Here is a 17,035-nt window from a genome sequence, read left to right as displayed (position 1 = left end):
ATAAACTTTGTCGTTCCTTATTAATCGACCCTTAGCTAATTGCTCCTTAGTTAATGGTTTTATAACTGTTAGTTATTGATGAGGATATATGGCCATTGATAAAGACATATACCTATTGTCATTTTTAAAATCATTCGTAACGATACTGATTAACCATGATAGTTAATTTTTAATTGTAATAAATTTAAATTAAGTGACCTATTACATGCATGCTGTGAACAATAAGCGTTATATAAGCTCACTCGAAGAGCTGTATAAAATAATTAATTCATTAATGAATGAATGCAGTGACCAACGTGGTTTGATGTATAACGTGTGTGATTATGAAAACAGTAATCTAATGCCAAGTTTAGGCCGTTCCAATCGTAAGAACATACGCCGTGTCGAACAAGAGTTGCTTTCAACAGTGAGAGTTTACGGTGGTCACTCGCTGAGTTCTAACGACATAAATGACTGGTTATTGATGTGTTTAGCCAAAAAGCAGGGCTTTCCCACCCGTTTACTGGAATGGACCGATAACCTGTTAAATGCGCTTTGGTCGGTGTGTCACAGCCAAAGTAAAGACTGCATAAACATAATTAAAGCTATTGATTATCAGCGGGTTAGTGTTTTTAGCTCGCCGTGTAATATCAACAAAACTCAGATATTTAATGTGGCGGATTGCGATCAGCAAGAGCCGCGCAAGGACAAGTGGTATTCCATTCACCCATTTAAGGAAGGTGGCAATGATGCCATTCAGCCTCTGTACGATGAGAAAGAATATTCAAACGGTCTAGTGTCCGTTCATATTCTTCCATCAGTAAAAGTAAACCTGATAAAGGAGTTAATATCCATGAACGTTTTAAATGAACCGACTGATTATATCGAAGAGAAGCTAACCGATATAAAAAATGAAGCCCATATAGATAACAATCAAGTTATTAATAAAGGTGAGGGGAATATTGAATTACAAGTGAATACCCATAACCGTAAACTTGAGCAGTATGGCCGAAAGTACCATCAAGATTTTGATTTCGACTAAAGTCTAATATTTCTAATGATTTTATTTAGACCTCATATAAATCTAGTGATTACGAGATAAATAAAATCAGAACACTAATTAATTTATAAAAAGATGAAATCTGTGAGCTTAAAGATTGTTTATAAAGTAACTCGAAGTTAGAGTGGCGAATCTTGTTGTCAAGTTGTTAAATTTTCACAGATCTAGTTTAAACACTCTAATAAAAAAGTGGCGCAAAGCTACTGAAATTTAAACCAATAACGAAAACATAAAGGATTCTGGAATATGAATATGCAAACCAATGCAGCGACATTCGTGCTGGAAAACCAAGTCGACACCGCCTTTTTACAGTCTTTTAGTGATGCATGGAATAACCATGATATTGAAGCGCTAATGTCGTTTATGACCGAAGACTGTGTCTTCCACACCGTGGCAGGAGAAGGCGAACTTGGAAACACTATCGAAGGGTACGAAGCCGTTCGTAATAGCTTTGAATTGGTTTGGCAGAACTTTCCAGATGCAGCCTGGAGCGACCCTGTCCACTTTGTGTGTGGCGACCGCGCGGTAAGTGAATCAACGTTCTCTGCGACTAACCCGGATGGCAGCATCATCGAAGCTCGCATGGTCGACGTGTTTACTCTGAAAGATGGAAAAATCAGCGTAAAAAATGCCTTCCGTAAAACACGACCTCTTTTGACTCCTAACAACACTCCCAAGAGCTAGACACGAAACCAAAATCAGTCCACGTGTTATGACTAGGAGAGTCGAATTATGAGTTTAGTAATGGAACAACCGGCAGCCGATGTGCCGCCAAAGGTGACAAGCACCCAAGCAAAAGAAAGCACCCAAGCACAAGATAAATACGATCCAAAATACGATCCACTTAAAGACAAGAGCCCAGGTCACGGTAAGGAATACGCCCCGACTTATTGGGTAGATACCGCAGGCGCGCCACCTGAAGATGATGGTCCAATTACATCGGATATGGATGTGGATGTGGCGATAATCGGTTCAGGCTACACAGGCCTAAGCACCGCGATACACCTTGCTGAAATGTACGGCATTAAAGCGACTGTGATTGAAGCTAACCGTATGAGTTGGGGCTGCAGTACCCGAAATGGTGGCCAGGCTCAGTGTGCGTCAGGACGTTTGAAGCGTTCTCAGTGGATTGAACGCTGGGGACTAGAAACCGCACTGAAAATGCATCGCGAATGCGTCGATGGTATGAACACCTTTAAGTCTCTGATCAAAGACATTGATTGTGACCCACAGTCGGGCGGCCACTTATACGTTGCCCATCGTCCCAAAGTGATGGCAACACTTGAAAAAGAAGCCAAGTTGCTGCGCGACACGTTCGATTACGATGCGCAGATCTTAGATGCGGAAACCGTAAAACGAGATTACGTTGGTGACCAAGAAGCGGCAGGCGCAATGCATGAACCAGAAGGCATTGGTATTCATGCAGGGAAATTGGCGTTTGGCTATCTAAGAAAGGCGAGAGCACTCGGTGTAAAAGTGCATCCAACTAGCCCTGTTATGGGTTGGGAAACACGCAACGGTGTGCATTACCTAAAAACGCCCGGCGGTGTTGTGAAGGCACGTTCTGTTGGGGTTTGTACCGGTGGATACACTAGCCAAGGTTTGCATTCAGAGCTTAAGAATCGCTTGTTGCCGGTACTTTCTAATTCGATGGTGACGCGTCCGCTAACTCAAGACGAAATTGCCGCGTGTAACTTCAAAACCAATCAGGTGATTACTGATACCCGAATCCTGCGTCATTACTACCGTTTGTTACCCGATAACCGAGTGCAGATAGGTACACGCAGTGCCATCAGTGGCAAGAACGCACCTGAAAAGAAATACGAAGACATGTTGAGAGCGGATTTAACCCGAAAATTCCCGTCTCTCGATCAGATCAAAATCGATTATTCATGGTGGGGGTGGGTGGATGTTAGCCACGATATGATGCCAAGAATCTATCAGCCGAATCCAAAGCAATCCATCTTTTACGCACTAGGGTATGGCGGCAATGGTGTGATGTATTCCGCTCAAGCAGGCAAGCGCCTTGCCCAGTGGATCGCAGGTGAAGGTCATAAGCTTGACTTGCCAATATTTGAATCAAAACTTCCGTTCCCCAACGTGAGGGAAGTGGTGGAATCTGAGATGTTTGCACCATTTCGAAGAGTAGGGCAGCGGTTCCTTTATCAGTGGTATTCGTTAAAGGATGAAAGGCTGTAACTACCCGAACATTGTTTCCAAAATAGGGAAATAGAATTACGACCAGGAAAGTTGTACCAGGTCACCTTGTGAGCAAAGTACAGGCAGGACGTCTGTATGATAGGAAAGGTTAAGACTATGAAATTGATTAAAAATAAAATTATTGCTGGTGTCACTATTGTAGCAACAGCGGTGTTATCTCATACCGCGGCAGCAGCGAATTTTAAAATGGCTATCGGCGATGCTGCTGGTGGTACGCAGTGGGAATTAGCGACCTCATTCTCTGAACTGATGGAGCAAAAAACAGACGGTAAAGTGAAAATCGACCTGTTCCCGAATGGCCAATTAGGCAATGAGCAAGACACCGTAAACGACGCAGCAATCGGTCTTCTCGACTTCTCTGTACTGGCGATCAACAACGTGACGCCTTTCTCTCCAACCGTTGGTCTATTGACCATGCCTTACGTGATTCAAAGCGCAGAAGAAGCAGTGCTACTGACTCAAGGTCAAGTAGGCCAAGATTTAGTTGATAACACGATTCGTGACGCTGGTGTTCGTATTGTCGGTTGGGCTTATTCTGGCTTTAGGGTTTTGACCAACTCGAAAAAGCCTGTTGCTTCACCAGAAGATTTGAAAGGGCTAGTGATTCGTGTTCCTCGTAACGAAATCATGATCGCGTCTTATCAAGCATGGGGTGTAAACCCAACGCCAATGGCGTGGTCTGAGACTTTCACTGGCCTGCAACAAGGCGTGGTAGATGGACAAGATAACCCTTACATCACAGTCCACGCGATGAAATTCAACGAAGTACAAAAGTACGTGACCAACATTCGCTACATTTTCTCTTTGGAACCTCTAATTGTGAGTGAAACGGTCTTCCAACAACAGACTCCTGAAATGCAAAAAATCATTCTTGAAGCAGGTCAGGAAGCGACAGAGCACAGTTTTGCTTATCTAGAAAATACGGAAAACAAGATCCGTGAAGAGCTACAAGCGAAAGGCATGGTATTCACAGACCCAGTAGACAACGAGCAAGAGTGGATCAGCAAGGTGACTAAGTCAGTTTGGCCTAAGTTCTACTCAAGCATTGGAGGCAAAGACAAGCTAGACGACGTTCTTGAGTTACTAGGTAGAAAGTAACGATTAGATTCGCCCTATCTGCTGTTCTGCGCTACTTAATCACCTAGCGATAGAACAGTGAGATAGGGCATTTACATGGCTGTACTCGTTGATCTGTTCTGTACCTGATCTTTTTAGGACCGTGAGCGACTGGTTGTCATGTGGAAATCAACATTGGAGGTTATATGTCAGTCGCTAAAACAATAAAAACGCACCTAAACAACATTGAGGAATATACCTGTTGTCTGCTGCTCGCAAGCTTTGTCCTATTGCTGTTTACACAAATCCTTACTCGTCAGTTCTTTGATTACTCTATCCCTTGGGGGGATGAGGTCGCTACTTACATGTTCGTTTGGTTTGCCTATCTAGGGGCTGTTGTTGCGGCCAAGATGTCGGCGCACAACCGAGTGAGCTTTCACTTTAAATTCTTTCCGCCAATCGTGCAGACCGTGAGTGAAACCATCGCTGACTTCTTATGGCTCTGTTTCAACGGCTACTTCGTTTACCTCAGCTACGACTTCGTGTTCAACAAAATGAATCTGTTTTGGAAGTCTCAGACTACAGGTATCCCGATGAAGTACTTCTACATGATTTTACCTATCGCGTTTTCACTGATGATGATTCGAATTATCTGGAACAACTATGAGCGTTTATTCAAAGGCGCAACCAACGAAGATCCAGAAGTCAAAGAGCTGCGCAAAATGACGGCACAAAAGTCAGCGCAGTAGTCATCACAGAGAATAGTCGTAATAGAGAGATGTAATAATGGAATCCTATTTAACTCTAATTTTATTTGGTGGCTTTTTAACGCTGTTAATTCTGGGCGCACCAATCACAGTATCACTGGCTGGCGCTTCGATGGCGGCCTATATGTTGCTCGACAAAAATCCCATCGCTTTAGTACAAATCGCGTTTACCTCGGTGGGTAACTTCCCGCTAATGGCCCTGCCAGCCTTTGTTCTTGCGGGTGCATTAATGGAGGCGGCGGGTATCTCCAAACGTCTGGTGGATATCGCCGAAAGCTTAGCGGGTCCCGTAACAGGTGGCCTTGGTGCAGCAACGGTAATGGCGTGTCTTTTCTTTGGTGCTATCTCGGGTTCAGGCCCTGCAACCACCGCTGCGGTAGGCATGCTAATGGTGCCTGCGATGGTCAAGCGTGACTACGATAAGAGCTACGCATCGGCAGTTACTGCTGCATCTGGTGGCTTGGGCATTATCATCCCACCATCCATTCCCTTGGTTATCTTTGGTATCTCCGCAATGGGCTTAATGGCGCCACCGGAAGCCATTGCTCAACACGGCCAGTTTGCTTCTTTGTCTATTCCAAAACTGTTTGTTGCTGGGGTTGTACCGGGCTTCATCATGGCTTCGACGCTGGTGGTAACCAACTACTTCATTGCTAAGCGAGAAGGCTATAAAGGGTTGACTGAAACCTGGTCGTTTGGCGATGTAAGGCACTACTTGCGCCGCGGTTTATGGTCGATATTAGCGCCGTTCTTGATTCTTGGCGGTATCTACAGCGGCATGTTCACACCAACAGAATCTGCGGTTGTAGCGATATTCTATTCGTTGTTTGTGGGTGTATTTATTCACCGCGAATTGTCGTTCAAAAGTGTGATGAAATCTCTATCGACCACGACATGGATCACCGGACGTGTGTTGTTGATCCTCTTTGCAGCAACAGTATTTGGACGCTTGTTGATCGAGCAAAAGATCCCGGTTGTCGTGGCTGAATCATTACTCAGTTTTACCGACAACATGTACATGGTGTGGGCGCTAACCATTACCTTGTTGTTGTTCATCGGCATGTTTATGGAAACCTTAGCGGCGATCATGATCATCGTGCCAGTGTTACTGCCAATCATGTACATGCTGGGCGCTGATCCAACTCACGTGGGCATCGTGGTGGTGTGTACCTTATCGATAGGTTTTGCAACGCCGCCGCTTGGGGAAAATATCTTTGTCGCCTCGGGGATTGGTGGCTCTACGGTTGAGCAGATCACCGCGAAGATCCATCCCTTTGTACTTGCATCTGTCGTGGGCGTTTTCGTTATCGCTTTCTTCCCACAAATCACGCTTTGGCTACCGTCCTTAGTCGGCTATTAGGAGACACAACGATGAATCTATCCAGAATAATCCTTATTGGCTGCGCCTTGTTTGCTGTGGTCAGCGGCATTGGATTGCGTGCAGAGCATTCAGAAGTCGAGAAAGAGATTAAGCCAGTCAATGTGCTCGATATTTCTGAGCCACATGTGGTCAGTGACGCTGAAAGAAGAGCTAAAACCTTGCTTGCCAAGGCAGTGATACACGTTCAAAAAGAGGGCGACGATAGCGTCAAAGACTTCATGAGTGATGCCGAATATATAGACGGTGAGCTCTATGTGTTTGCTCTTGGTATTGATGGCCAATTCCTTGCCAGTGGCGGCTCTTCCATGGTGCTGGTAGGCGACAGTGTGTTGGATACCCAAGACGTTTACGGCAATCCTTTTTTCCGTGAAATGATCACCAAAGCGGTCCACAAGGGTTTTGGTGAAGTGAAGTATCACTGGACCAATCCGACCGATCGAATGGGTGAGCCGAAAACGACTTTCTTTGAACGTGTGGGTGATGTGATTGTCGCTGTCGGTTATTACCCTGAACGTTCCAGTGCGGCCGAAGCAAAGAATTTACTGGCGAGAGCGATGACCGCGATAGTGGAGTCAGAACAAGAGAGCCTAAATGAGTTTAATGATGCCGATGGCAGCTTTGTAGAAGGGGATTTGTATGTGTTTGTGATGGATATGAGCTCTGGAAAGTTGCTGGCGCATGGGGTCTCTCCTGAGCTAGTTGGGCGTTCGCACAGCGAGATTCTAAGTCCTGACGATAAACCGATTCTCACTGAGATGTTAAATCTAGCCAAAGAAAATGGTCGTGGCGTTTACACCTATCGATGGTTAAATCCGCTGTCGAGCAAAGTGGAAACTAAGCACACTTACTATCGAGTTATCGACAATAAGTTGGTTGGGGTGGGTTATTACACAAATTCAAACAACACGTAAACGCGTTTCTACGGAAACCTCAACCCAGTTAAATAAAGGGCTGGGGGCTCGAAATGCCGGTTTGTGTAAAAAAGCAATTTAGTAAAATTCACACTGTGTAATTTTTGTTGTGAAATTGTTTCAAAAATAACAGTAGTATGAAAAACATGGAAACCACACAGTAAAGAACAATTTTGAAAAGGGTCTATTGGGATGTTTGACCTAAATGAAATTTAAAGCCGTACGAGGGATAGACTATGAATATGCTGACACTAGACAAAACAGAACTTCACAGAAACCATTCAACATTTATTGCTGAAGCTGTCTTTGCCGTCGAAATGGTGAAAGCAGACAAGCAACTCGAAAAACAGAAAATGGCGAAACAGTTGCTTGATACTTTATTTCCTCTTGAGGCGGGTTCACACGAAGACGCGGTGAGCTACGAGATTGATTACCGACATGTTCAGGTTTACTTCAAAAACGGTGAGCACACCGGCCTAAAACGCGCTAAACACTTTGTAGCTTACACAGGTGATAAATCTAAGCCTTCAGCAATCCTATTCCGTGATGAAAGCGGTACGCACGTTGAAGTGACAATCGGCGCTCGTAAAGGCACAGGCCGTCTGGAGTTGGTTGATATTCAAGATATCCAATTAGAGACGTGCACTACGTTTGGTCAAACTGAGGCCAGCCGTTCTTCTGGCATCCGTCACTGGGTGAGCTTAGTAAAAGGCGATGAAAGTGGCCGCCCGAATGCATCAAGTGAAGACAAAGAGTTCACAGCGAAAAATGGTGAAGACTATAACCTAGGTTTTTGCTTCGCAATCTAACGAACTGTCTTTGAAATGTGCAGTGCTGATCTGTGAGACGCAGCACTGACATTTGAATACTGATTTCTCTTTTACCTTTGGTAATTTCCCCGCCCCTATAGCGGGGCTTTTTTATTAGAGCTATAAATAAATCAGGTTGTTGTTAATATTATCTGTAGAAAGTTTGTATGAGATTTTACGGTGCATCATTTTAATTTAACGTATTGTATTTTAAGATTTTTGTCTGTTTATTTTATTCTGTTTTTATTGGGTTAACTATCACTATCAACGGTGGTTTGGGTAACTATTGAGCTAAAACTCAATCAAAATGCTTCGACCTGTGCTATAATACGCGCCTTGGGATTGAGCCAGTAAGTCCATTTATCACCAATCATTGTGATTTTTATCGCCTTTATTTGGGTGGTGCGGCGAGCCAATCAAGTAGTAATTGGATATGGAGAGCGTCCTTATATTCGTTGATTCGGATATGTGAACATCATAATTTATGAGTTTTAAATCAAAAAAATACAGTATCGATTCTACTGACTATCAAGTTGGTCAAGATAACGTCAGTAAATGGGGCATGGATGTCCACAACACCGTCTTCATAGCCTCAGTTGGCTTATCTCTTCTCTTCATCATCACTCTTCTTGCTCTTCCTCCAGCAGACGCTAAAGCTGCTATTGATTCTATTAAGGGTGCTGTTTTATCAAAGTTTGACTTCCTGTTTATGTGGGGAGCTAACATCATGCTAGCGTTTGCTGTTGTTCTTGCTTTTTCACCGTTGGGTAAAATCCGTTTAGGTGGTGAAGACGCGACGGCGGACTATTCAATGTCATCTTGGATTGCGATGTTATTCGCAGCAGGTATGGGTATTGGACTTATCTTCTGGGGTGTTGCAGAGCCAACTGCATTCTTCACGAACTGGTTCGGAACGCCATTAGACGCAGAACCTTTCACAGCCGCTGGTCGTGAATTAGCACTGGGCGCAACCGTATTCCACTGGGGTTTTCATGCATGGGCTATCTATGGCATGACGGCGCTTTGTCTGGCGTACTTTGTTTATAACAAAGGCTTACCGCTATCAATGCGTTCTGTGTTTTACCCAATTCTGGGTGAGCGTGTGTGGGGCAAAACTGGTGATGTAATCGATGTACTAACCGTACTGGTTACTCTGTTTGGCCTTGCGACTTCATTGGGCTTAGGTGGTACACAAGCAGCAAGTGGTATTAGCCACGTGTTCGGCTTGGAAAACAACATCTTCCTTCAGCAATCTATCATCGTTCTGATCATGGGCTTGGCGATCATCTCTGTACTACGTGGTATGGACGGTGGTGTTAAGTTCCTAAGTAACCTGAACATGGTTATTGCATTCATATTCCTTGGTCTTATCGCTGTATTGAATTTCACAACTGTGCTTGATTCAATGGCAACGGCGGCAACGGGCTATGTGAAAAATATCGTAGCTTTGAGCCAAAGTGCGGGTCGTGAAGACACAACATGGCTGCATGGTTGGACTGTGTTCTACTGGGCATGGTGGGTTGCGTATGCACCATTCTTCGGTATGTTCGTAGCGCGTATTTCTAAGGGCCGTACGGTTCGTGAGTTCCTACTTTGCGTACTGATTATCCCAACATTGGTAACGTCGGCTTGGATGTCGATCTTCGGTGGCGTAGCTATCGAGCAAGTAATTAACCATGTGGGACAACTTGGCCTCGACCAAGGCATTACAGACGTATCTCTAAGCTTGTTCTACATGCTAGATGCTTACTCGTTCGGTAGCATTCTGTCAGTTCTCGCAGTCGCACTGATCATTGTGTTCTTCGTTACAACGTTGGACTCAGGCTCTATCGTTATCGATGGCATGACAGCGGGTGGTAAACTAGAAGTGCCAGTGAAACAGAAAGTGGTTTGGGCGGTTATCTCAGGCGCTATCGCAATGGTAATGCTGTGGATTGGTGGTACTCAATCAATCCAAGCTCTGCAATCTATTACGATTATTGCAGCACTGCCGTTTACGATCATTCTTTTGATTGGTTGTGTGAGCTTGTTGAAAGGCCTACTGACAGAAGTCGGTAAAGGGCAAGAAACGGTTACTCCGGCCACTAAGTAAGTACCTCTAGATAGGAACTTACTCTAATCAGCAGATTCAAAGCTCCCTTGCACCGCGAGCAAGGGAGCTTTTTTATGCCGTAGAAGACATCAGCGAAAGAGAAACAAAAAAGAGCCACAAGTGAGTAGTCATTTGTGGCTCTTTTAGTTCTTGGCTCTTAGTTATTAGTCTAGGTGCCTGGTTCTAGCTATGAGCGGGTTTACGCTTACGCGTTCAATTCGTGCTGAATAACGTAATCCAAAGCACCAACAACAGCAGCAACTTGAGCATCGTTACACTCTTCGTCTGTTACTTTGTCACTGTCTGGGTAAACCTCTGTGGTTGTACCGTACTTACAGTCAGTCACGCCGCCACATAAGCCAAGCTTCTTCATTGGGTAGTTGATCACGCCGTGTTGAGTGACGTCTGAACCAATGATCTTGCCTTCGTCATCCGCAGGCGCAATGTGGGTTACTTTTTCAACTGAAGCGATGACAGCAGCTTGGAATTCAGGTTGTGGGTTTTCAGTATCGCCAACAGTGTAGAAACCGTCTGGGATCATACCTTCGATGTACTCAATGCCATCACGAGCTGCGAGTGAAGGTCGGAATTCAGTTTCATCAGAGTCAGTCGTCTCATGCAGGTCAACGTGAACCAATACTTCTGGCAGAGACGCTACTAGAGCTCGTAGGTTTGCTGATTCTTCTGCTGGCGTACCGTCGTAGAAAGAGCGGTTTGGATCAACAGCATTTGGATTCCAGCGGTTGATCACTTCGTAGCCCCAAGGGCTCACACAAGGTGCGACAACAATGTTGAAGTGCGCCGTGTATTTTTCTGCTTGAGTCGCAGCGAATTTGATCGCGCCATGCACGCCACTGGTTTCGTAACCGTGAACACCACCTGTTACCAGAATCGTCGGCTTTGACTCGTCCCAGTTTTTGCTCTTGATAGCGAAGAGTGGGAAGCGAGCTTCGTCGTAGCTCAGTGCGCCGTATTGTTCGATGTCAAAGCGGTCTGCAAGTGCTTTAATCTTTGGTACAACTTCTTGCTGGTATTCACGCTTAACCGTTCGTTGAGCTAACCATGCTTCACGTTCTGCTTGTTGCCATTTTTGCCCTGGCTTACCAATCGGGTAGGTAGATTCACTTTTCATCTATACTTTTTCTTTTATGTTCGTGAAAGATTAAGACAGATTATTCCTGTCTAACAGAGACAGCAATAGAAAACACAACTTGTGACTTTATTTTTTACAGACTCATAACTTTGATGAGTGAATTGATGGTGTTACATTTTATTGATGGTTCAATTCTTTATAAAGAGACAACAAAATGGCTGGAGCAAGTTTACTAACACTGTTAGATGACATTGCAACCGTGTTGGATGATGTCGCATTGATGTCTAAGGTAGCCGCTAAAAAAACCGCAGGCGTATTAGGTGACGATTTAGCCCTTAACGCCCAGCAGGTATCCGGTGTTTCTGCTGAAAGAGAAATCCCAGTGGTATGGGCGGTCGCAAAAGGCTCATTTAAAAACAAGCTGATTTTGGTTCCGGCAGCACTATTGATCAGTGCATTCATTCCTTGGTTGATCATGCCACTACTGGTGATTGGTGGTCTGTTTCTTTGTTTTGAAGGGGCAGAGAAAATCTTAGAAAAGCTTTTTCCTCATGCTCATCAACACGAAGAGAAAGATGAGGAAAGCAGCTCGGGTGAATCTGTTGAAGAGTATGAGAAGCGAAAGGTCTCAGGCGCAATTCGTACCGACTTCATCTTATCTGCGGAAATCATTGTGATAGCTCTGGGTACCGTAACGGGTACAAGTATCGTGACTCAGATTCTTGTCGTAAGTTTGATAGCCGTTATGATGACGATTGGTGTTTATGGCTTAGTGACTGGGATCGTTAAGCTGGATGATTTAGGTTTTTATCTCCAGCGCACATCGAATGGGAGTACCATTAAAACCAGATTGGGTAATGGGTTAGTCGCCTTTGCACCAAAGCTGATGAAGATGCTTGCGGTTGTCGGCACGGCTGCGATGTTCTTGGTTGGTGGCGGTATTGTGGTGCACAACGTTCCTGCGATTCATCATTTAATTGAACCGATTATTATGGATTTTAGTGGACATACGATTGCGACTGCGGTGGTACCAACGCTATTAAATGGTGTGATTGGGGTTTTATCTGGATTGATTGTCGTTGCTATTTGGACTGCTATCGGAAAAATTCGCGGTAAGTAATCGTTAAATTACTGCTGGGAATAAGACAGTCTTTCATCGAAACAAAAAAGGGTCACCATAATTACTATGGTGACCCTTTTCGCTAAATGGAGGGTGTTTATTTAACAGCCCAAGTGCTTATTTTACAGACCAAGCAATCGCCTCGCCGCCACGGATTGGCACAACGATGTCTGAACCGAAAGGCATCGTTTCAGCAACATTCCACTCTTCTTTAACGAGCGTAATTGTATCTGAGTTACGTGGCATGCCGTAGAAGTCTGGGCCATTGTGGCTCGCGAATGCTTCTAGGTTCTCAATCTTGCCTTCTAAATCGAATACTTCAGCGTACAGTTCAACCGCAGCGTGCGCTGTGTAAGAACCTGCACAACCACACGCTGATTCTTTTGCACCTTTAGCGTGTGGTGCAGAGTCTGTACCCAAGAAGAACTTCTTGCTACCGCTTGTTGCTGCTTCAATAAGTGCTAACTGGTGTGTGTTGCGCTTAAGGATAGGTAGGCAGTAGAAATGTGGCTTAATGCCGCCAACCAACATGTGGTTGCGGTTATAAAGCAAGTGGTGAGCAGTAATGGTTGCCGCTACGTTCTCGTTAGCGTTCTTAACGAAAGTCGCAGCATCTGCCGTCGTGATGTGCTCTAGAACGATCTTCAGGTTAGGGAAGTCGTTAACAATCGGTGCTAGAACTGTGTCTAGGAACTCTTTTTCACGGTCAAAGATATCAACATCGTGAGCCGTTACTTCACCGTGTACTAGCAGCAACATACCCACTTCTTGCATTGCTTCGAGTACGTGGTAAATCTTTTGAGCTGAAGTTACACCTGAATCAGAGTTAGTCGTCGCGCCAGCAGGGTATAGCTTCGCTGCTACAACAGCGCCAGATTCTTTCGCTTTACGAATTTCATCAGGTGTTGTGTTGTCTGTCAGGTAAAGTGCCATTAGAGGCTGGAATTGTTCACTTGGCTGCTCTGCCATGATGCGTTCACGGTAAGCAAGAGCCATTTCGGTATCGGTTACCGGTGGGATGGTATTTGGCATGATTAACGCTCGACCATTGTAACGGCTGATATCGCGAACTGTATCTTTTAATACTTCGCCATCGCGTAGATGAACGTGCCAGTCGTCAGGACGAGTAATCGTAAGTTGTGTCATTGAAGGCTCCCACCATTTGAAGTGTTATGTAGTTGGAGCCTAAACTCAGCGAAATCTGTGAAAGCAATCGCTTACGTTTAGGCGACAGGATGATAGTGGAAAAGTACTTTCATTTCATCCTATTTTTAACTCTTCATGGCTAGGAGCTTGTTTTTATGGATATTTTATTCGGTATCTATTTGTTAATAAGGGTTAGCGGGTGGCTACCCACAGACCATGGATCATTCCTGGAACCCAGAAGAAGAAAGTAAGAATGATATTAATCACCAAATCTTTCCCGGCGCCGCGAGCGAAGAACACGCCAACAGGCGGAAGCAGTACACATAAGATGATAATGACGAGTTTGTTCATGATAAATCCTTTTTATTCAATGAAGGTTCAATGCGATAACCGTGTTCAAATTATAGAACGTATGGCGAAAGCTAATGCATTGGTGTCTTTATGTATATAAGACAGTCGTTTAAACATCTCAAGATATTAGCTTAGTATCAAGTGTTTAATGCCTACCAGTTTATCTATTTATAACCAAATGCTTATAATCAGTATTCCCATCAAGATATACATTTAATCATTTGAAGTTTGGCCGTGATTTTATGACTAGGCATTTCCAAGAGTCAATTTTGCATATTTGCTAAACATATCCAGTTACAAAAAGATAACATCGCAATCTAATGTAGCATTCGTATGCTACAAGGTTAAATTTTAAAAAGGTCAAACGATATGTTAGATGTGTTGCCAAAGAAGGCTAATTTGTTACAGGTAGCTTTAATCTTGGCTGTTTCAGGTTGTAATGGTGATTCAGGAGTTGGTTCTACTTCGAGCCCAGATAGGCCAGCTCAATCGAACGTACTTTACTCCGTTCAAGATACCATGCAGCACACTAAACCTCGTGAAACTTTTTATGTTGATCTCTCCAACAATATGGAAAGTTCTGATGGGACACCTGTTGCTCTGCTGAATGTTGAATCCCTTAATTCTGACTATCATTGCGATGTGGTTTCTAACGACCAAAATGGTTTTTATATTAAAGCAACGCAAGTAAACCTATGTGACTACCGATTTCGTGTTGGATCCTCTGTGTCAAGAATGTCAACAGCGATATCTTATGATGGCTATAGTGAGGCTACAGCTCGAATCGCTATAGCTGAAAACAGTGAACAATTAATACCCATATCATCTGCAACTTCAACTGGAACACCCATTTCGGTGAACGTGAAGGACGAGTTAGCAAATTTGGGGTACGAGGTCGACACGAGTCGCTATACACTTAGTATGACGCTAACTTTGCCTAATAGCGATTCAACGCTTTCATCAGCAGTATCTGATCCCGCGAATAACGTTATAGAGTATACTCCAGGTGCTGGACTTGAATCCGGAGTTGAGAGGGTTTTATATAGCTATAGTGATGGAGTAAATGTTCTTAGTGGTAGCCTGGATATTGCAGTTTCAACAACAGTAAATGGTGCTCCAATAGCTAACTCTACATATATACAGACATTTACCGATCCTGATACCTTAAAAATAGTGTCAGAAGTTCCATACGGGAAAACGGTCACAATTGACGTTTTGAGTCTCATTTCTGATCCTAATGGTGATTCATTACAATTAATTGATGTCTATGCTTACGATGCTGATGTTGCCATTATAGAAGATGCTAACTTAGATGGTAATCTGTTCAATGACACTATTTTCACGTTTACTACTTCTAATTCTGGCTATCACAATATCACTTACGTTGTCTCTGATAACAAAGGAGGCTATGCCACCGGGATAATAAAGTTAAAATCCGAAGACTTATACCCGATAATTGATTTTAATGAAGGCAATGTATATCAATCTGTTACTCCACCTTTAACTATGGAGCAGGCAGAAACTGCGAGTATTGAATTCGAAATAATAGGAACAGGAGATGGCACCAATGCCGTCGATAATGTAACAACCGTAGCGCATTCGAAAGGTGTTGCTGAAGCAATTTGTACTGCAAGAGGTGCTTTTTTACCGGATCAAGTAGATTTGCAAGAACTTTATGCTTGGAAGCCTGATGGTCAAATATTTACAGACTATAGATATCCAAATGACAAACCGTATTGGACTCGTGACCAGGTTGATGAAACTACCACAACACTAGTCAATCTATTTGATGGTTCAGTCACTGCTAGTAATAATGAAGAGGTAAATTATGTTCTTTGTACTAATGCTTTTTATATCCCAGAAATCACCCCAGTATCTATCAGTTTAAATGGTGTGACTTCGATTCAACGTGACTTAGAGCTAGATAAACATCAATTATATCAGGCGACTATAACTAACTCAATTGGCCAAATGGAACAAGTTCCAGCCGAATATGTCAATTGGACAGTAACTGAGTCGAACGTTAGTACCTTTGATGAACATACAGGTATCTTGACAGCGTATTCTACCGCAAATACAGAACCTCAATTTAATGTTAATATTGAAGCTTGCTATGCCTCATTTTGTGATAACTTGAACGTTACTTTACTCGCACCTTTGGGTATAACTTCATATGAAGGAAGTGAATTTCTTCCGTTGTTTACGAGAGAACAAGTACTCCGCTATAGTGATAATAATACTTCGATTTTTGCTCCGAATGATACTGCCGATTATACGTATTCGTTACTCAACAGTTATGGGTATAACGCAGATGACGCGAACTTTATAGAGTCTGGATATGATAGCAGCCAGACTCAATATTACTGCTCATCAATAAACTTCGATGGTGGTGGGTGGAAAGAATTTGACTCGTCAACTATTGCACTTCGGTTTGCTAGCGCTTGGAATGCAGACCCTGCATATAAAGCCATACCTGCAGGTCGTATATATTCACATTCCGGTTACCTAGATGAGTTTTGGTTCCGAGGAAATGGTTTGCTCTATAAGTTTTACATTAATAATTACGTGGAACCAACCAGTGAAAACGGTGGTATCACGTATTATAGAGGTCCTGAAGATACTCCTGAGGCCGACCAAAATTACTTTGGTAGCCAAGTACACGTTTTTTTATCATGCTATAGATGATAGTTATGAGTCTGTCTCCCTTTAAAGTAGGTTGAAAATCTTTAGTAAGCCAGTAGCGATGTTACTGGCATTTTTAATGCGAATTATTTACGTGTTATTGTCATGTTGATATTTATTAATTAATAACCGCAAGGTAAATTCTCCGTCTCACTCTATTTCCCCAACTAAAGACATCACTTGTAAATTAAACGCTAGATTATAATAACTTAGGTTACGATTTAGGTAGTTTAACTTGTGATGGTCATAATTAATATTATATAAAGCAATATAATAAAATAGTTATGATGCTCATTTTTATAACTCAGATAGTCGGCTTTGTTGCGTAATTAAATTTAAAGATAGAACAACCCCGTTTCGCGTATTTC

At 43.4% G+C, this 17,035-nt stretch carries 14 protein-coding genes; 11 read left to right on the top strand and 3 right to left on the bottom strand.

Annotated features, from left to right (window positions below; all coding sequences use genetic code 11):
• Positions 1 to 205 precede the first annotated feature (205 nt).
• From AB4323_RS18185 to AB4323_RS18145, 9 genes are all read left to right on the top strand, one after another.
• A complete protein-coding gene (locus tag AB4323_RS18185; protein ID WP_372103881.1) occupies positions 206 to 1,021 on the top strand; it encodes an FRG domain-containing protein in 816 nt (271 codons plus the stop codon).
• Positions 1,022 to 1,285: 264 nt separating this feature from the next.
• Positions 1,286 to 1,723 (top strand): nuclear transport factor 2 family protein, encoded by a 438-nt coding sequence (locus tag AB4323_RS18180; RefSeq protein WP_372153034.1) that lies wholly within the window; start codon positions 1,286 to 1,288, stop codon positions 1,721 to 1,723.
• Between the two features lie 48 nt (positions 1,724 to 1,771).
• The gene (locus AB4323_RS18175; RefSeq protein ID WP_372153032.1) at positions 1,772 to 3,238 is read left to right on the top strand and encodes an NAD(P)/FAD-dependent oxidoreductase; all 1,467 of its coding nucleotides are present in this window, start codon (positions 1,772 to 1,774) and stop codon (positions 3,236 to 3,238) included.
• Between the two features lie 117 nt (positions 3,239 to 3,355).
• Positions 3,356 to 4,357, top strand: a complete 1,002-nt coding sequence (locus AB4323_RS18170) for a TRAP transporter substrate-binding protein (RefSeq protein WP_372153030.1) — start codon at positions 3,356 to 3,358, stop codon at positions 4,355 to 4,357.
• 164 nt (positions 4,358 to 4,521) lie between these two features.
• Positions 4,522 to 5,064, top strand: coding sequence for a TRAP transporter small permease (locus AB4323_RS18165; protein WP_017059970.1), 543 nt, complete (start codon positions 4,522 to 4,524; stop codon positions 5,062 to 5,064).
• Positions 5,065 to 5,101: 37 nt separating this feature from the next.
• A complete protein-coding gene (locus tag AB4323_RS18160; protein ID WP_017064290.1) occupies positions 5,102 to 6,442 on the top strand; it encodes a TRAP transporter large permease in 1,341 nt (446 codons plus the stop codon).
• 11 nt (positions 6,443 to 6,453) lie between these two features.
• Entirely contained in the window at positions 6,454 to 7,374 is a 921-nt protein-coding gene (locus AB4323_RS18155) for a cache domain-containing protein (protein WP_372153028.1), read from the top strand.
• 236 nt (positions 7,375 to 7,610) lie between these two features.
• A complete protein-coding gene (locus AB4323_RS18150) occupies positions 7,611 to 8,183 on the top strand; it encodes a malate synthase (protein WP_017070684.1) in 573 nt (190 codons plus the stop codon).
• 484 nt (positions 8,184 to 8,667) lie between these two features.
• Entirely contained in the window at positions 8,668 to 10,275 is a 1,608-nt protein-coding gene (locus AB4323_RS18145; RefSeq protein ID WP_372153026.1) for a BCCT family transporter, read from the top strand.
• A 205-nt stretch (positions 10,276 to 10,480) separates the two neighbouring features.
• On the opposite strand, the gene AB4323_RS18140 is transcribed toward AB4323_RS18145, so the two are convergent.
• Entirely contained in the window at positions 10,481 to 11,407 is a 927-nt protein-coding gene (locus tag AB4323_RS18140) for a M14 family metallocarboxypeptidase (protein ID WP_372153024.1), read from the bottom strand.
• A gap of 175 nt (positions 11,408 to 11,582) precedes the next feature.
• Between AB4323_RS18140 and AB4323_RS18135 the strand changes: the two genes are divergently transcribed.
• Entirely contained in the window at positions 11,583 to 12,488 is a 906-nt protein-coding gene (locus AB4323_RS18135) for a DUF808 domain-containing protein (RefSeq protein WP_372153022.1), read from the top strand.
• 117 nt (positions 12,489 to 12,605) lie between these two features.
• Here AB4323_RS18135 and pyrC read toward each other — a convergent pair whose 3' ends face one another.
• The gene (gene pyrC / locus AB4323_RS18130; RefSeq protein WP_017059963.1) at positions 12,606 to 13,634 is read right to left on the bottom strand and encodes a dihydroorotase; all 1,029 of its coding nucleotides are present in this window, start codon (positions 13,632 to 13,634) and stop codon (positions 12,606 to 12,608) included.
• Between the two features lie 192 nt (positions 13,635 to 13,826).
• Positions 13,827 to 13,985, bottom strand: coding sequence for a YqaE/Pmp3 family membrane protein (locus AB4323_RS18125; RefSeq protein WP_017059962.1), 159 nt, complete (start codon positions 13,983 to 13,985; stop codon positions 13,827 to 13,829).
• A 369-nt stretch (positions 13,986 to 14,354) separates the two neighbouring features.
• On the opposite strand from AB4323_RS18125, the gene AB4323_RS18120 reads away from it, so the two are divergent.
• Positions 14,355 to 16,670, top strand: a complete 2,316-nt coding sequence (locus tag AB4323_RS18120) for an adhesion domain-containing protein (protein WP_372153021.1) — start codon at positions 14,355 to 14,357, stop codon at positions 16,668 to 16,670.
• Positions 16,671 to 17,035 lie beyond the last annotated feature (365 nt).

The sequence above is a fragment of the Vibrio sp. 10N.261.52.C11 genome (assembly GCF_041471405.1).
GTDB classification, from domain to species: domain Bacteria; phylum Pseudomonadota; class Gammaproteobacteria; order Enterobacterales; family Vibrionaceae; genus Vibrio; species Vibrio crassostreae_C.
Note: the sequence above shows the minus strand (reverse complement) of the source record. Positions and strands in the feature narration are given on the sequence as shown.

Coding starts and splice junctions, on each gene's coding strand:
- AB4323_RS18185 (WP_372103881.1), top strand. CDS start 206: ATGCATGCTGTGAACAATAAGCGTTATATAAGCTCACTCGAAGAGCTG.
- AB4323_RS18180 (WP_372153034.1), top strand. CDS start 1,286: ATGAATATGCAAACCAATGCAGCGACATTCGTGCTGGAAAACCAAGTC.
- AB4323_RS18175 (WP_372153032.1), top strand. CDS start 1,772: ATGAGTTTAGTAATGGAACAACCGGCAGCCGATGTGCCGCCAAAGGTG.
- AB4323_RS18170 (WP_372153030.1), top strand. CDS start 3,356: ATGAAATTGATTAAAAATAAAATTATTGCTGGTGTCACTATTGTAGCA.
- AB4323_RS18165 (WP_017059970.1), top strand. CDS start 4,522: ATGTCAGTCGCTAAAACAATAAAAACGCACCTAAACAACATTGAGGAA.
- AB4323_RS18160 (WP_017064290.1), top strand. CDS start 5,102: ATGGAATCCTATTTAACTCTAATTTTATTTGGTGGCTTTTTAACGCTG.
- AB4323_RS18155 (WP_372153028.1), top strand. CDS start 6,454: ATGAATCTATCCAGAATAATCCTTATTGGCTGCGCCTTGTTTGCTGTG.
- AB4323_RS18150 (WP_017070684.1), top strand. CDS start 7,611: ATGAATATGCTGACACTAGACAAAACAGAACTTCACAGAAACCATTCA.
- AB4323_RS18145 (WP_372153026.1), top strand. CDS start 8,668: ATGAGTTTTAAATCAAAAAAATACAGTATCGATTCTACTGACTATCAA.
- AB4323_RS18140 (WP_372153024.1), bottom strand. CDS start 11,407: ATGAAAAGTGAATCTACCTACCCGATTGGTAAGCCAGGGCAAAAATGG.
- AB4323_RS18135 (WP_372153022.1), top strand. CDS start 11,583: ATGGCTGGAGCAAGTTTACTAACACTGTTAGATGACATTGCAACCGTG.
- pyrC (WP_017059963.1), bottom strand. CDS start 13,634: ATGACACAACTTACGATTACTCGTCCTGACGACTGGCACGTTCATCTA.
- AB4323_RS18125 (WP_017059962.1), bottom strand. CDS start 13,985: ATGAACAAACTCGTCATTATCATCTTATGTGTACTGCTTCCGCCTGTT.
- AB4323_RS18120 (WP_372153021.1), top strand. CDS start 14,355: ATGTTAGATGTGTTGCCAAAGAAGGCTAATTTGTTACAGGTAGCTTTA.